General features: G+C 46.0%; 11 protein-coding genes. 10 read left to right on the forward strand and 1 reads right to left on the reverse strand.

Going from position 1 to position 15834, the window contains the following annotated elements; all coding sequences use genetic code 11:
• Positions 1-420: 420 nt before the first annotated feature.
• The 8 genes from ASG89_RS29170 to ASG89_RS29205 all read left to right on the forward strand — a co-directional run bounded on the left by ASG89_RS29170 (position 421) and on the right by ASG89_RS29205 (position 11992).
• Complete coding sequence (locus tag ASG89_RS29170; protein ID WP_162259742.1) at positions 421-2157, forward strand: sensor histidine kinase; 1737 nt, start codon at positions 421-423, stop codon at positions 2155-2157.
• A 7-nt stretch (positions 2158-2164) separates the two neighbouring features.
• Positions 2165-3739 carry a response regulator gene (locus ASG89_RS29175; RefSeq protein ID WP_057314872.1) on the forward strand — a complete coding sequence of 525 codons (1575 nt, stop codon included), beginning with the start codon at positions 2165-2167 and terminating at the stop codon, positions 3737-3739.
• 152 nt (positions 3740-3891) lie between these two features.
• Positions 3892-4581 carry an ABC transporter ATP-binding protein gene (locus ASG89_RS29180; RefSeq protein ID WP_157276858.1) on the forward strand — a complete coding sequence of 230 codons (690 nt, stop codon included), beginning with the start codon at positions 3892-3894 and terminating at the stop codon, positions 4579-4581.
• A complete protein-coding gene (locus ASG89_RS29185; protein WP_057314884.1) occupies positions 4571-5611 on the forward strand; it encodes an efflux RND transporter periplasmic adaptor subunit in 1041 nt (346 codons plus the stop codon). The genes ASG89_RS29180 and ASG89_RS29185 overlap by 11 nt, the downstream gene beginning before the upstream one ends.
• A gap of 72 nt (positions 5612-5683) precedes the next feature.
• The gene (locus ASG89_RS29190; RefSeq protein ID WP_057314877.1) at positions 5684-8563 is read left to right on the forward strand and encodes an ABC transporter permease; all 2880 of its coding nucleotides are present in this window, start codon (positions 5684-5686) and stop codon (positions 8561-8563) included.
• Between the two features lie 2 nt (positions 8564-8565).
• Complete coding sequence (locus ASG89_RS29195) at positions 8566-9450, forward strand: ABC transporter ATP-binding protein (RefSeq protein ID WP_057314878.1); 885 nt, start codon at positions 8566-8568, stop codon at positions 9448-9450.
• Between the two features lie 178 nt (positions 9451-9628).
• Entirely contained in the window at positions 9629-10924 is a 1296-nt protein-coding gene (locus ASG89_RS29200) for a homocysteine synthase (RefSeq protein ID WP_057314879.1), read from the forward strand.
• Between the two features lie 183 nt (positions 10925-11107).
• Positions 11108-11992 carry a D-alanyl-D-alanine carboxypeptidase family protein gene (locus ASG89_RS29205; RefSeq protein WP_057314880.1) on the forward strand — a complete coding sequence of 295 codons (885 nt, stop codon included), beginning with the start codon at positions 11108-11110 and terminating at the stop codon, positions 11990-11992.
• A gap of 59 nt (positions 11993-12051) precedes the next feature.
• Here the strand turns inward: ASG89_RS29205 and namA are convergent, their stop codons facing one another.
• On the reverse strand, positions 12052-13056 hold the full coding sequence (gene namA, locus ASG89_RS29210) for an NADPH dehydrogenase NamA (RefSeq protein WP_057314881.1): 1005 nt from the start codon (positions 13054-13056) through the stop codon (positions 12052-12054).
• Positions 13057-13307: 251 nt separating this feature from the next.
• Here namA and ASG89_RS29215 point away from each other — a divergent pair, with 251 nt between their 5' ends.
• Entirely contained in the window at positions 13308-14324 is a 1017-nt protein-coding gene (locus tag ASG89_RS29215) for a Gfo/Idh/MocA family protein (RefSeq protein WP_057314882.1), read from the forward strand.
• A gap of 33 nt (positions 14325-14357) precedes the next feature.
• Complete coding sequence (locus ASG89_RS29220) at positions 14358-15326, forward strand: helix-turn-helix domain-containing protein (RefSeq protein ID WP_057314883.1); 969 nt, start codon at positions 14358-14360, stop codon at positions 15324-15326.
• Positions 15327-15834 lie beyond the last annotated feature (508 nt).

A 15834-nucleotide genomic window follows, 5' to 3' on the forward strand; every position in this document is an offset into this window, starting at 1 on the left:
ATATAGGATATTGCTTTTCATACATCTCATTCCCCCTCATCAATATTGTACTTCATGCATATTGAAGACTCCAATCCAATTAGGGGGCTTAAGAGAAAAGGCAGTTTTAACTACAGGTTTTCCAGTTAAATCGAGTTTTCTGGGGGATTTCACGTAAATAGCTGTATAATTTCCAGTTAATGCAACTTTGTAGCACGCAGAACACTAACCCCTTAAACCTACAAAGTTCATCAACATCTTCAACGTGCTTAGATCCATGTCAGCATTTTGGAGAGCGCTATCATTTATGTTGAAGAGTCAATTCCCCGCATTTTAAGCAAAAAATGAAGAAGGAAAAATTTCCAATATGCTATGATAGAAAATAAGGTATTCACATCAAACAACTATCCAGTCGAAAATGAAAGGTGATATATGCCATCGTTGTTCTATCATCTCACGAGTAGATTCCAACTTCGTGTGTTTCTGTATGTATTCATCGCGATTTCCTTGCCATTAGGACTTGTGCTATATGGGGGTTCTCAGCAGTTCTCGGCTTACATCGACAAAACGGTCATGCAAGCCGTGGACCTACAACATGATCAAATTATCACGGGATTACAACAGGAATTACGATATACCGTGGAAATGACACATCGTTATGCAGCGGATTATGGCCTTATTTCTTATGCCAAACTCAAAGATTCAACGTCACAGGAAGCCAAAGAATGGAGTGCCTACGCAAATAACTTGCTATCGGAGCAAACCGTGCGCACGCGTTACATCGAGCAGGTATGTCTGACGGTTCAGGCAACGAATAGAACGCTCTGTGCGCATAATGGGGAAACGAATGGGGTGCTGGCTGCACAATTAAAAAGTTCGAACAAACGCTTTGAGCCGTTAGGAGACGATTCAAGTCGGAACAACACGTATTTAATGACGTATTCGGAGTCAATGATTGATCAAGCAAGTGCTCAAGAAATCGGGAAGATAACCATGTGGCTGAATATGAACAAGGTATGGAAGGAGTTCACTGTCAAGAGCCCAATACATAGGTATATATTGATGGATCCCGATCAACGGGTGCTGTACCGAGAAGGTGATTACGCATGGGAATTACAAGGCGTAGCTCAACAAGTAGGCAGTGTCTACAAGGATGGCACAATGATTCACTCTCTGAAACAAGTAGAGACAAGTGGAAACTTGACGTGGCGCTCGGACTACAAAGTTCCCCTGTCATCACTTCGTCTAGAAGTATTTCCTAACTATCGGACTTGGCTCATCCTTCTTATTACTTTCGTTATCGCACTTAGCCTAGGTGGGGTACTTCTCTTTATCTCGGCTGTCACGAAGCCGCTTTATGTGCTGAAAGCACTAATGAATCGCGCGGAGCGAGGGGACTTGAGAGCGTATTGGACGTTCAAAAGCTCTGATGCTTGGACGCAAATAGGTGAGAGCTACAATCAGATGTTGAATCGATTGGAAGATTTGATTAAGCAGGTGAAGCGGGAGGAATCCCTGAAGAAAGAAGCTGAAATGGAAGCGCTCCATTATCAATTAAACCCGCATTTCCTCTACAATACATTGAATACAATCAAATGGGTGGCCAAAATTCATAAAACACCCCAGATCTCAGAGGTGGTTAGTGCGTTAGTTCGTCTTTTGCAAGCTAGCTTGGGTAAAAAAGGGGATTTTATTACGCTGCGCGATGAAATTGGATTAACCCATGACTACATGGAAATTCAAAGGTTTCGCTACGGGGATCGCATTCGAATTGACATGCAAGTAGATGACATAACACTAGGTTGTTTAGTCCCCAGAATGCTCTTACAACCGTTGGTGGAGAATGCGATTATTCACGGGATTGGGCCAACTAAGCGAGAGGGCATGATTACGATTCGGACTTGGTTAGATCGTGATCTTTTATTTTGCCAAGTGGAAGATAATGGGGTTGGCATGCAGGTCGAAGAGGGCAGCTCAGCTTGGATGGTGATGGATGCAGCGCAAGGTGTGCAGGCGGAGCGTATGTTGAAGGAGCGCATGAGTGGTGTAGGGATTTCACATATTCGAGAGAAAATAAAGCTGATCTATGGACCTGAGTACAAGATGCATATTAGCAGTAAACCCGGTGAAGGAACCACGGTTCGCATGTTTCTTCCCACCCATCAAGGCGAGGAGTGAATCCTACATGAATGTGCTTGTAGTGGATGATGAACCTATCATTCGGCAAGGTTTGCGTGAGTTGGTAGATTGGGAGCATTTCGGCTTTACCTATGCGGGTGATGCTGAGGATGGTTTGGAAGCCTATGAGCTTCTTGACACTTTGCACATTGACATTGTCATCACAGACCTCATTATGCCTCGAATGGATGGCTTGGCATTAATTCGCAAGATCAAAGAATGTTCAAGACCGATCAGCAGCGTTGTCCTGAGCTGTATGGATGACTTCACTTATGTCAAAGAAGCAATGAAGCTGGGAGCCAAAGATTACATATTGAAACCAACGATGGAGCCTGAGTCGTTAATGGACATTTTGCTTGGGGTCAAGCGCGATCTAGAAATCCTGCGGAATGATCGAAGGGAGCAGGGGATACGAGAGCTGGAGCTTGCTTCAACCCTGCAGATGCAGCTTTCGACCCGACTGCAGGCGTACCTGCAGTCGGGGGTTGGTGAAGCGGAGCTGCAGGCTGAGTTATTCGGCGCGGAGGATAAGGGCATCGCGCAAAGCACACCCAGCAGCCTAGTCAGTCTGCTGCTGCACACCGGCGCAAGCGCCACCTCTGCCGCGGGCTGGCGCTGGACTGGCTGCCTCGCGGCGCTGCCGCTGGCCGAAGGCAGCGTGTTGCTGCTCATGCCGTCCGCAGCAGCCACTGACGGCGGCGCATCCGCCGCCGCTGCCGCAGCGCTCGAGCGCGCTGCGCAGGTCCGGCTCGCAACCGCGCCGGACTGGTTCATCGGAGCCGGCGTCGTCCTGCGCCGGCTCCAAGATGTGCAGCCTGCTGCGGCGCTTCACGCGCAGCAGCTGCATGAGCGATTCTACGGCGTGAGCCGGAATCGCCGAATGGTGCTTGCGCCGGAGGCCGCAAGCCCATCAACAACAGCGCTGCCGTATGACATACGCAGCGATCTTCTGCGCTGCATCGTGCACGATAACAGCGAGGGGTATTTGCATCAAGCGGACGTTCTCTGCGCCAGATTAAGGGAACAGCGCCCAGAGAAGGATAAGGTGTTACCTTTTATCCAGGAATTGCTGGCGCTAGCCGCTGGATATGCCCGCGAACGCGGCTATGCGGAGATTGATCGTTATGAGGAATTGTTCGTGCATAACAAAGTCACAAATCATTGTGTTAGCTTCGAACAGGTAACCGAGCTTGTACGACAAGCGATGGGCATGCTCATGGCGAACACATTGGCGGTTCTTGGGAATGATCAGAAGCATCGCTCCACCAATCCATTTATTCGGAAGGTTCTGACCTATATGCGAGAAAATTATACCTCTCCGATCAGCACATTGGATATGGCAGATCATGTCAGGCTCAGTCGCAGCTATTTAAGTGATTTATTTAGTAAGGAAATGGGAGAATCTCTAAGTGAAACGCTGACTCGAATCCGTATGGAAGAAGCGAAGAGGAGACTGCGTACGGGTGAAATGAAAGTGTATGAAGTAGCAGATGCCGTCGGTTTTCCGGATGCCAAAACATTCGCCAAGACGTTCAAACGCGTTGTCGGCTGTTCGCCCAAAGAGTTCGAGAAACCGAATTAGCGGATATCTCCCCTAAGGGTAGTGATGAATCGAAAAAAACGAACAAACAGACACCTTTTCCAACAAAGGCAGTCTGTTTATTTGTTATGTAAAGGTTTACATTTATAGAGAAGATGCAGGATTAGCGTAAAGATGAGGTGTTCACATTGACTATGCATGACAATCAAGTGCCTATGGTGCAAGCCATTGGTGTAACACGTGTATTTGGAAAAGGGTCAGGAGCAGTTCATGCCTTGCGTGGAGCGAATCTCTCGATTCCTAGAGGCAGACTCGTAGCCTTGCGTGGAAGATCCGGGTCAGGGAAAACAACGTTGCTTAACATCATAGGTGCCTTGGATCATCCGTCCGAAGGTGCCATTTACTTGGAAGGGATGGAGATCAGCACACTTTCCGAATCCAGGCGAAATGAACTCAGACGGAAGCAAATCGGGCTTATTTTCCAATCGTTTGCCTTAGTGCCATATATGTCCGCTTACGAAAATGTAGAGTTTGGTTTGCGCATATCCGGCGTCCCCTCCAGTCAATATAAGACACTCGCTGAAGAAGCACTGCATTTCGTGGGACTAAAGGCGAGAATGAAGCATCGCCCCTATGAACTTTCTGGTGGAGAACAACAGCGGGTTGCTATTGCAAGAGCAATTGCTCACAAGCCTAAGCTGATTCTGGCAGATGAACCTACGGCGGAATTAGACAGTCGAATGGGGCTTCAGATTCTCAAACTATTCAAGGATTTGGTGCAAGAAGGGATGACCATAATTTTGACTACGCATGATCTGGCGATTATGGAAATTGTAGATGAAGTTTATGCATTGGAGGATGGTTCCATTGTCGATGAAGGTTAATAAAATCGCTTCAAGGCTTGTACTACTGACGGGTGTGCTTTTTATTCTTGCGGGCTGCTCGTTACTGCCCAAAGAAGAAGAAGCGTTAAAGCCGCCTTTGGTGAAGCCGGTCAAAGAAAATTTTGAGCTGTATGAAGTGAAGAAGGGCACCATTACGAGGAAAGTCAGTGCGATGGCGACATTAAGATCAAGTAAAACGACCTCATATTTTTTTAAAGAATCGGGCCACCGACTAGCTGGATTACTTGTCAAATCAGGCGATATCGTGAAACAGGGGGATGTGCTTGCAGAACTGGAAAAAGGTGATTTAGACACGAAAATTGCCTTGCAGAAGTTGAATGTGGAGAAGGCTCAGATCGCTTACATGCAAGTTAAGATGACCTCGTCTTCGTCTGATCAAGAGCTGTCTATACGTCTTAAGGCCATCGATGTGGAAGCAGCACAGCTGCAACTTTCAAATCTGCAAGCCGAATTGGCAAAAACCAAATTAACGGCGGACGCTGACGGCGTTGTTACCTTTGTATCGGATGCTCAGCAAGGCAATATGGTGGAAGCTTTCAATTCACTAGTCGTTGTGTCAGATCCGAGTAAGCTGCAGTTATTCTATGAATCGTCAGACAGTGGGACACTTGCGGGAATTGAAGTGGGTATGAATGTAGAAGTGAAGTTCGGATCTAAGGGGAGTGTAGTGCCAGGTAAAGTGCTGCAAACCCCTTCAAGCGCTCCTCGAACCGATAATAAGCAGCAAGCTGAGCGTAATGCCAAAACGATCATCATAGGGATTCCAGAAGGTACAGAGGGTGCTGAGATCGGAGCATCTGGGGATATGACGATTATCGTGGAGAAACGAGACAATGTCCTAATTATTCCAAGAACAGGACTTCGCTCCTATCTGGGTCGAGATTATGTGCAAGTGCTAAATGGTGAAAGCCGCAAAGAAGTCGATGTGGAGAAGGGGCTTGTCACCGCTACGGAAGTAGAAATCCGAACGGGGCTTACGGAAGGCCAGAATGTCATTTTAAATAATTAGCACGCCTTTTTTTAGCTAAGCTCATGCTTACGATGCTAGTTTTGCTTAAGCAAAACTTTTAGGAGGATTACAATGGCTTTATTACTGATGATTCTCCGCAAAATGGTAAAGAACCGTTGGTTAGAGCTAAGTTTATTACTTGGGCTAATTGTTTCTGTAGCCCTTGCGAGCTCCATGCCGATTTATACACATGCCATTTTGCAACGTATGTTGATCAAAGACTTGGAAGTTCAACAAACGAATACACTACGGTATCCAGGACTTGTAGCTAACCAAGCTTACTTTGCCAAAGCCAAAGAAGGGGATAAACGATTAGCAGAAACGGACGCTTTTATGTCCGACATGAGCAAGCGCTTTGACTTGCCGATTCTACTTTCAACGAGAACCCGAGGTACTATGACGTTTAAACTTACACCAAGTGATCCGAGTAAAATAGATCCCAAAGAGCAACGTTATGGCGAAATGGCAGCAATGACTGATTTGGAGAAACATATTCGCATCGTGGATGGCGTCATGCCGTCTTCAAAGCTTGTGGATGGCGTATACGAGGCTTGGGTATTTCCCGAGTTGTTGACCAAGCAGAAACTAGTATTAGGCAATGAAGTCACCCTCGTCGACAATGATTTGAAGACGAATATTCGTGTTAAGCCGGTTGCGGTGATCGATCGAGCAGATTACACGGACATTTATTGGTCGAATTCGATGAAGGACATGAATTCAAGATTTTTTATTCCATCTGCCTTATTTGAACAAGATTTTACGAAAAGCAGTCATTTTGTGGATCTGTTTTCATACTGGAGTATCGTCTTGGATTATCATCAATTGAAGTTAGAGGGTATTGAAAACTATATCGCGACCCACAAGGAAATCGATGACTATTTTAGCCGGAATTTAGCAACGTATACATCCAACAATACAACAGTAAGCACCTTGCAAGCCTATGGGGAGAAAGAGAAGAAGCTCCGTATCCTGCTATGGTCATTGAATGTGCCCGTATGTATTTTACTTGCTTTCTATTTATTTATGGTTGCGAATTTGATTACCGAGCGGCAGAAAACAGAAATCGCCGTGCTGCGAAGCCGGGGGGCAAGCCGAGCTCAAATCATGATTGGGTATGTGACCGAAGGTATTCTACTGGGTGGAATTGCTCTGTTAATCGGTCCTTTTGTGGGGCTGCAATTAACGAAAGTCTTGGGTGCATCCAATGGTTTTCTGTCGTTCGTCCAGCGTGCTGCCATTGAAGTAAAGCTAAGTCAAGGGGCTTATCAATACGGATTGATTGCCGTAATCGCTTCGGTTGGTATGGTGCTCATTCCCGCCGTACTCGCAACACGTGTAAGCATAGTGGGTCATAAACAAACACTTGCGAGGAAGAATAAGCTTTCTTTTGTCCATAAAATATATCTAGATGTCGTCTTATTGGCTGTTTCCATGTATCTCCTACAAAGCTTTAATCGACGGATGGATGATTTGGTTGCGTTAGGGTTAGAGTCTCTGGATATGAAGGTTGACCCGCTTTTATTCGTTGTACCTGCCTTTTTCATTTTCGCTATGGGGCTTTTCCTGCTGAGGATCTACCCTTGGGTCATTAAATTGATCTATTCACTCGGTCGAAAATGGTGGCCGCCTTACTTATATTCAACGCTGCTGCAAGTGGGGAGATCAACCACCCAATATCAATTCATCATGTTATTTATTATTATGACACTCGCAACAGGTATTTTTAGCGCGAGTGCAGCAAGAACGATGAATAAGAATGTGGAGGAGAAAATTCACTACAAGAATGGGTCCGATATTGTTTTGCAAACGGCTTGGGATAATGATGCGCCACCCCCGCAGTCAGGTCCACCAGGACTCGAAAGTGGCTCAGGCAGCGAAGCTGGCGGAAAGAAACGCGTCCAATACGTGGAGCCCCCGTTCATACCGTTCACACAATTGACAGGTGTAGAGTCAGCAGCACGGGTATTTAAGAAAGAAGATGCTTATATAGCTATTGGTAAAGATATGAAAAAAACGACGCTCATGGGGATTGATACCGATGATTTCGGTCGAACAGCCTGGTTCCGTGATCATTTGTTAGATCATCATTTCTATGACTATTTGAATGTATTGGCGACGGATTCCAAAGCAGTACTGGTCTCCAGATCCATCGCTGAGGAAACTGGTGCCAAAGTGGGAGATGTCATTCGAATCGGCTGGAATGATGTAGAGGGGGCGACGGCGGTAATCTATGGCATCATTGATTATTGGCCTAGCTGGAATCCGAATCCGATCTTAACTGCCGCATCCGCATCCTCATCATTGAGTTCAAAAAGCAAAACAAGTGCACCCAATCTCGTCATAGGTCATCTCTCCTATATCCAGAATAATCTTGCTGTGGAGCCCTATGATATTTGGATGAAGCTGAAGCCGGGAATGACGAGTCAAGCCTTATACGAGTCGCTAGAGCAGAAGCGCTTATCAGTTACACGCTTAGTTGATACGAATATGATGGTGATTCAGTCGAAGAACGATCCCTTCCAACTGGCAGTGAACGGTGTGATGACGCTTGGATTCTTGATCGCGATTGGCATCAGTTTCATTGGGTTTCTTCTATACTGGTTACTCTCATTGTTTAGCCAGATCCTACAATTCGGTGTGCTTCGTGCCATGGGAATATCCTACAGGCAGTTGATCGGAATGCTAGTGGCCGAACAGCTTCTTACGTCGGGAGCCGGTGTGCTGATCGGTATGATTACAGGGAATACGGCTAGCCGCTTGTTCGTTCCTTTATTCCAATTAACATTCGATTCGTCAAGCCAAGTGCCGCCTTTTCAAGTCAGCTTTGATCCGAAAGATCAACTTCATTTGTACATGATCGTTACGATCATGATCGGGTTGGGATTGCTGCTGCTCGGTACGATGCTCTCCAGAATTAAGATTCATCAAGCCGTTAAGCTTGGGGAGGATTAGGTATGATCCATTGTGAGAATTTAGTTAAAATTTATAAAGCTGCTGATCTTGAAGTTGTTGCGTTGCAAGGGCTTGACCTTCATATTCAAGAAGGTGAGTTGATGGCCATTATCGGCAATAGCGGCAGTGGGAAATCGACGCTGCTCAATATGCTTGGGGGGCTGGATCGTCCTTCCGCAGGTAATCTGAGTGTGGATGGGAAAGATTTACTGAAGTTTAAAGAGTCTGATTTGGTCAAATATAAGCGAGAAACCGTAGGCTTCGTATGGCAAAATAATGCACGGAATCTGATTCCCTATCTGACGGCTCTAGAAAATGTGGAATTGCCTATTCTGCTGCAGGGACGGCGTAAACGCCATCGAGCACTGGATTTATTGGATGCTGTGGGCTTGAGCCACCGAAGAAACAACAAGCTGAGTGAACTTTCCGGCGGTGAGCAGCAGCGCGTCGCGATCGCGATTGCACTGGCTAATCAGCCAAGGCTTTTGTTGGCAGATGAACCGACCGGATCTGTTGATACGAAGATGGCGAATCAGATTCTTGATCTATTTCGAGAGCTGAATCGCAGCTTCGGTCTGACCGTCGTGATCGTTACGCACGATCCGCTTTTGGCGAAGAAGGTAGACCGTGTAGTTGCGATCCGTGACGGCAAAACTTCCTCTGAGATACTACGGCGCAAATCGTATCAGGAAGAATTGTTGGAGTTAGAGCAGGGGATCATTTCGTCACAAGAAGATTCCCATGTTGAATATGCGGTCGTCGATAAAGCTGGCAGATTGCAAATTCCAGCGAATTATTTGGAATCCATAGGTGCTGCGGGAACGAATAAAATACGTGTGGAAATGGAAAATGGACGTATTATACTGCTCCCACAGGACAAAACATGAGGAAAGCCCGTAATCGAAGATCGTTTCGATTGCGGGCTTTCACATGTTCGAAATTCTTGTGTTGACTTTAGGTAGAATTTTCCTTTAAACTTATATCATACTGTTTTAGTAGGAATTAAATCAGTTATGATTTCTTCGATTAATCCCACAATGAATCATTATCCTAGGAGGCATGTTCATGTCAAATTCTGAACGTAAACATTTACCGGAAACACTAGCGATTCACGCAGGTCAAAAGGTTGACCCTGCGACCAATTCACGAGCGGTTCCTATCTATCAAACGACATCCTATGTGTTCAATGACACCGAGCATGCTGCTAATTTATTTGCACTTAAAGAATTTGGTAATATCTATACACGGATTATGAATCCGACGACAGATGTATTTGAACAGCGTATTGCTGCACTGGAAGGTGCGCCTGCCGCGCTTGCGGTGGCATCTGGACAAGCAGCCATCACGTTCTCGATTCTAAACATTGCCGAAGTTGGTGATGAGATCGTATCTGCTTCAGCTTTATATGGCGGAACTTATAATCTATTTGCAAATACATTGCCTAAATTAGGGATCACGGTGAAATTCGTAGATTCTAGCAACCCAGATAATTTTCGTAGTGCCATTACAGAGAAAACGAAAGCCATTTACGCTGAATCCATTGGCAATCCCAAAGGGGACGTCTTGGATATTGAGGCTGTAGCGGCGATTGCGCATGAACATGGTATTCCGCTTATCATAGATAATACGTTCCCAAGTCCTTATCTGCTCAGACCGATCGAGCATGGCGCCGATATTGTGGTGCACTCTGCGACCAAGTTTATCGGAGGTCACGGTACGACCATCGGTGGCGTTATTGTAGACGGAGGGAAGTTCGATTGGGCGGCCAGTGGTAAGTTCCCAGGTTTGACAACACCAGACCCTAGTTATAATGGAGTTGTTTATACAGAAGCGGTCGGTCCGATTGCCTATATTATCAAAGCGCGTGTACAATTACTGCGTGATTTGGGAGCATCCTTATCCCCGAATAGTTCATTCCTGTTATTGCAAGGATTAGAAACGCTGCATCTTCGTCTTGAGCGTCATAGTTCCAATGCGTTGAAGGTTGCTCAATATTTAGAAGCTCATGAGTCCGTGGAATGGGTAAGCTATGCTGGCTTAGAAAGCCACCCTTCGTATTCACTGGCTAAGAAATACTTGCCGAAAGGTCAAGGCGCTATACTGAGCTTTGGCATTAAAGGCGGCATTGAAGCAGGCAAAAAGCTGATCCATGCTGTAGAGCTATTCTCTCATCTGGCCAATGTGGGAGATTCCAAATCTTTAATTATTCATCCTGCAAGCACCACACATTCGCAATTAAATGAGCAAGAACAAACATCAGCTGGCGTATCTCCTGGACTTATTCGTCTATCCGTTGGAACTGAAGCGATTGAGGATATTATTTATGATTTGGAACAAGCAATCAATGCTAGTCAAAAGTAAACTTGAAACGGTAAACTTTTCCGCATAAAATATGAGAAGGCTGCGATTTAGGAGCTCAACCTAAATGCAGCCTTTTTAAGTCGTTCATTTTGAAAAATAACGTATGAAATATGAAACCTTTTTATCCAAATAGCGGTCTATTACTTTGAAAAGCGTTAATAACTTTCAGGAGGCATCACTAACATGAGTACTAATTTCAAAATATCGATCGCCATATTAATGGCTCTAACCATTGTGTCTGGTTGCGGTAATAAAAGTGATGGGCTATCAACGATTTCGCCTACACCAACATCAGTAGGCAGTGCAACGACAACCCCTACGGTTCCACCAAGTGTTGGAGCGACACCGACAACTTCGCCGAAGACTTCGCCAACGGCAACAGCAACAGCAACAGCAACAGCTACTGTGAAACCATTATCTGGTCCAGCAACATCACCTGCGGCAAGCCCTACGCCAACTAAGAATGGCGCGGTTCAAGTGATTGCTAAACCGGAAAGTATTACGGTTCTGGTCAATAAGATGAACTCGCTGCCATCCAGCTATGAGCCGACAGATCTTGTGTATCCGAACATTGCATTTACATTTTCCGAAAAAATTGATAAGCGCAAAATGCGCCAAGTTGCAGCAACTGCCATAGAGAAGCTTTTCGCTGGAGCGGCAAAAGATGGTGTTCCGTTAGCAGGTGTTTCTGCGTATCGTTCGTATGCCACACAGAAAGCACTTTTCGATAGCTATGTGAAAAAAGATGGCGAAGAAAAGGCGAAAACATACAGCGCGGTTCCCGGAACTAGTGAGCATGAAACAGGGCTTGCCATCGATGTTACAGGCAGCAATGGGAAATGTGCAGCTGCAGATTGCTTTGGTGGAACGAAAGAGGCGATTTGGTTAGAGAAGCACGCGGCTGAATATGGGTTCATTATCCGTTACCCACAAGGAAAGGCAGCTATTACAGGCTATCAATATGAGCCATGGCATTTGCGATATGTAGGAGCTGACATTGCGAAGGAAATCCAGTCGAAGAACGTGACGATGGAAGAATATTATCATACCGTGCCAGTATCGAAATAATCGTATGCTTAAAACCCCGCTTGGACGTTGAATGTCCAAGCGGGGTTTTGGCGATGGTTTTACCATCCTCGTTGATAAGGTCCTGGTGGAGCGAGCTCGACGCGTAAGTCACGAGCAGCTGATCTCGCCCAGTAAGGATCCCGCAGTAGAACTCTGCCTAGAAAAATGAGATCGGCACGGTGATTCTGAAGAATTTCTTCCGCTTGCTGCGGTTCGGTGATTAGCCCGACGGCACCAACAGGAATCTCAGCTTTAGTGCGAATTTCTTCGGCGAAAGGCACTTGGTAGCCTGGATAAAAGTGTGGCACGATCGGCGCATTGCCGCCAGAGCTGACATCGATCAGATGGACGCCAAGTTCTTTGAGCCCTGTCGCGAAATAGACATGATCCTGCGGAGTAAGTCCGCCTTCCACATATTCATGAGCTGAAATACGGACAAACAAGGGACCATTCCACCGAGATTGGATAGCCTGAACGGTTTCACGTAAGAAGCGGAATCGTCCCTTTTGATCACCACCATACTCATCTTGACGGTGATTCGAAAGCGGTGATAAGAATTCATTGATGAGATAGCCATGCGCTGCATGTATTTCAATAACGTCAAAACCTGCTTGCTTGGCACGATCAGCTGCGTCAGCGAATGCTTTGATTGTATCCCGAATGTCTGTAAGTGTAGCTTCTTCAGGTGTTTTGAACGTATCTGAGAACGGGATGGCAGATGGGGCTATAATCGGGGTATCTAGGACGGCTTTTCTGCCCGCGTGGGCGAGCTGAATGCCTGCATGAGAGCCATGATTATGGATGGACGTGACAACACGCTTTAAGCCATCGATATGTGCGTCATCCCAGATTCCTAAATCCCGTGTTGAAATCCGACCTTGCGCAGTGACTGCTGTAGCTTCAAATATAAGTAGTCCAACCTGGCCAACAGCCCGTGTAGCGTAGTGAATATGATGCCAATCCTTGACTTCACCAGATTCATCAGAAGCATACATACACATAGGTGACATTACGATACGATTCTTCAAGGTTATGCCGGCAATGGTGTAAGGCGTAAATAACATGTACAATCAACTCCTAACTTGGAATAGAAATAATCTTTTAATTGTATTCTAATCCTGTTGGAATAATCAACTTTAAAGCTTCTAATTGAAAAAGCTTGACGATCTAGACATTATGTCCTAATCTTCGGGTATGATAATAAATGTATTTCATGTCGTAATTTTGCACCTTCGTCTGTCACGAATTCGAAATTTATCCGCTTTCAAGCCCGTGATACAATGAACCCAAGTCACTTATTTGGAGGTCATTTAGGATGAAAGTAGCAATGTTGAGTTTCTGGCATGTACATGCAAAGGATTATGCGAAACAGGTAAACGAGCACCCGGATACAGAGATCGTAGCGATTTGGGACGAGATTGTAGAAAGAGGTCAACAAGAAGCCGAAGCACGAGGCGTGGCTTTCTACGCAAGCCTTGAAGAGTTGCTCGCCAACCCAGAAATTGAAGCTGTTGTTGTAGATACACCAACCAATCTTCACCGTGATGTGATCATCGCTGCTGCACGGGCAGGTAAACATATTTTTACAGAGAAAGTCATTGCGCCTACGCTTCATGAAGTGAATGAGATCCTCGCAGCCGTTGAGGAAGCAGGCGTAACCTTAACCGTCTCTTTACCACGTTTGAATTCACCATCTACATTAGCTATTCAAGATATTGTTGCCAAAGAGTTATTAGGTCAAATCACGCTTGTACGCACGCGACTCTCACATAATGGCGGAATTTCGACTACGGCCAATCCGAATGGCTGGCTGCCGCAGCATTTCTATAATGCCGAGCAATGTGGTGGCGGAGCACTCATCGATCTGGGCTGTCATCCGATGTATCTCAATCGTTTACTACTAGGATTACCAGTCGCTGTAAGCGCTTCTTATGGCTATGTGACGGGAAGAGAAGTTGAAGATAATGCCGTATCGCTGCTCCAATATGAGAATGGTGCGCTTGGCATCGTTGAAGCGGGCTTTGTGAATGCTTTCTCACCTTTCGTTATTGAAGTACATGGAACGGCAGGCAGTGTATTATACTCAGAGCAGGATGGTAAAGTCATGCTGCGTACGAACAAGCTGGAAGAAGCGACAGGGCAATGGGTGGCTTACGAGTCTATACCGGAGGCGAAGCCAACTGCGTTTGACCAATGGGTTGCCCATATTCAAAATGGTACCAAAGCCACCGAAAATATCGGATTGGCTGTAGACTTAACGAAGTTAATGGAAGCATCAAATCTATCCGTTGCTAGCAAAAGCCAAGTGCGTTTGGATTCCCTGACAAACTAATCGTCACACCCTGGAAAGGAAGCGGTCTCCCTTATGAGTCAACCCTTTTACTTCGAGCCTATGTTAGAAAATCCGATGGCCTTAGATCGCCTGGAATTAAGCTTCCGCTGGGGAGCTTATGGAATTCGAGTATTGCGGTGTCATCTGACTTCCTTTCCAGCAGGAGCAATCGTCAATTATCATCAGCACTCCGAATACGAGATTCATTATATCCCTTCCGGTAAAGGGAGAGTCATTCTGGACGGGATTACACATCCACTCCATGAAGGATTGCTCTACGTCACAGCGCCTGGTGTCATTCATCGGCAAGAAGCGGATGAACATGAAGCGATGGGCGAACTATGTCTCCACGTGGACATTGTGAAGCTTTCGGATAAGGAAGAAGCCGGCTCCTCTGCGATGTCCTCCACTGGTTGGGGAGAGGAATGGGAGATGGCAGAAGCTGAAGCGTGCATTGGACAGCTTGGTGAGCTGCCCCATATTCCAGCAGTAGATCGCCATGAAGCGATGAAATGCTTCCTCGTTGCTTTTGAAGCGTGGCGGAATAATCAGCTGGGTCAATACACGGTTATCAAGCAGTCCATTATCCAGATGCTGTTAAGAACAGTCAGTGCTTATAAACCGGAACAGCAGGGCGTTAATCTGCCAGCTCGTGATATGAAGAGCTATCGGTATCAAATGGCCGTTCAATTCATTACGGACAACTTCCGTCGTCCCCTGACTTTGGAAGGAGTTGCTGAGCGTGTACAGATCAGCTCTAGGCAGCTTCAACGGATTTTCAAGGAGAAGGCCAATGTTTCCTTCACCGAATTCTTGGAGCAAATTCGCCTCAAATTCGTATGCAGCGAGCTGCAGCAAACCACGCTAACACTGGAGAAAATCGCTGAGCGCAGCGGTTTCACCTCCAGCAACTACTTGCACTATGTCTTCAAGAAGGCGCATGGCACAACACCTAATGCCTACCGCGAAAATACAGTGCTCCAACACGTAAGCACCATATAATTCCTATAAACAGAGCTGTCCGAAAGTAGAGAATCTACTTCTGGACAGCTCTGTTTGGTTTATTACCAAGGGAATCGCCCCCACACCACAATCAGCACTTTAGCGAACTAGCATCCAGCTCCTTCAATCACATCGAACTCCCTAGCTGCTTCAACCACTACAAATCAGCCGTCAGTTCCGCACCGTACAACCAGCCGCACACTTGCATCCTACTAACTGGAAAACATACAGCTATTTCGAGCAAATTCCGCACTTTAAGCTGATTAACTGGAGAAACTCCAGCTATTTTCAGGCTTTCTCTGCAAAAGAAGCAGATAGCCGGAATTTAACTGGAGTTTTTCTATCTAAGTTCATATGTTAGCTGAATTTTGAGAATTTAACTGGGGTTTTTCCAGTTAAATGCAACTCTGCTCTTAAGCCCCCTAATTGGATTGGAGTCTTCAATATGCATGAAGTACAATATTGATGAGGGGGAATGAGATGTATGAAAAGCAATATCCTATATGAT

This window comes from Paenibacillus sp. Soil766 (assembly GCF_001428105.1).
Lineage (GTDB): Bacteria > Bacillota > Bacilli > Paenibacillales > NBRC-103111 > Paenibacillus_E.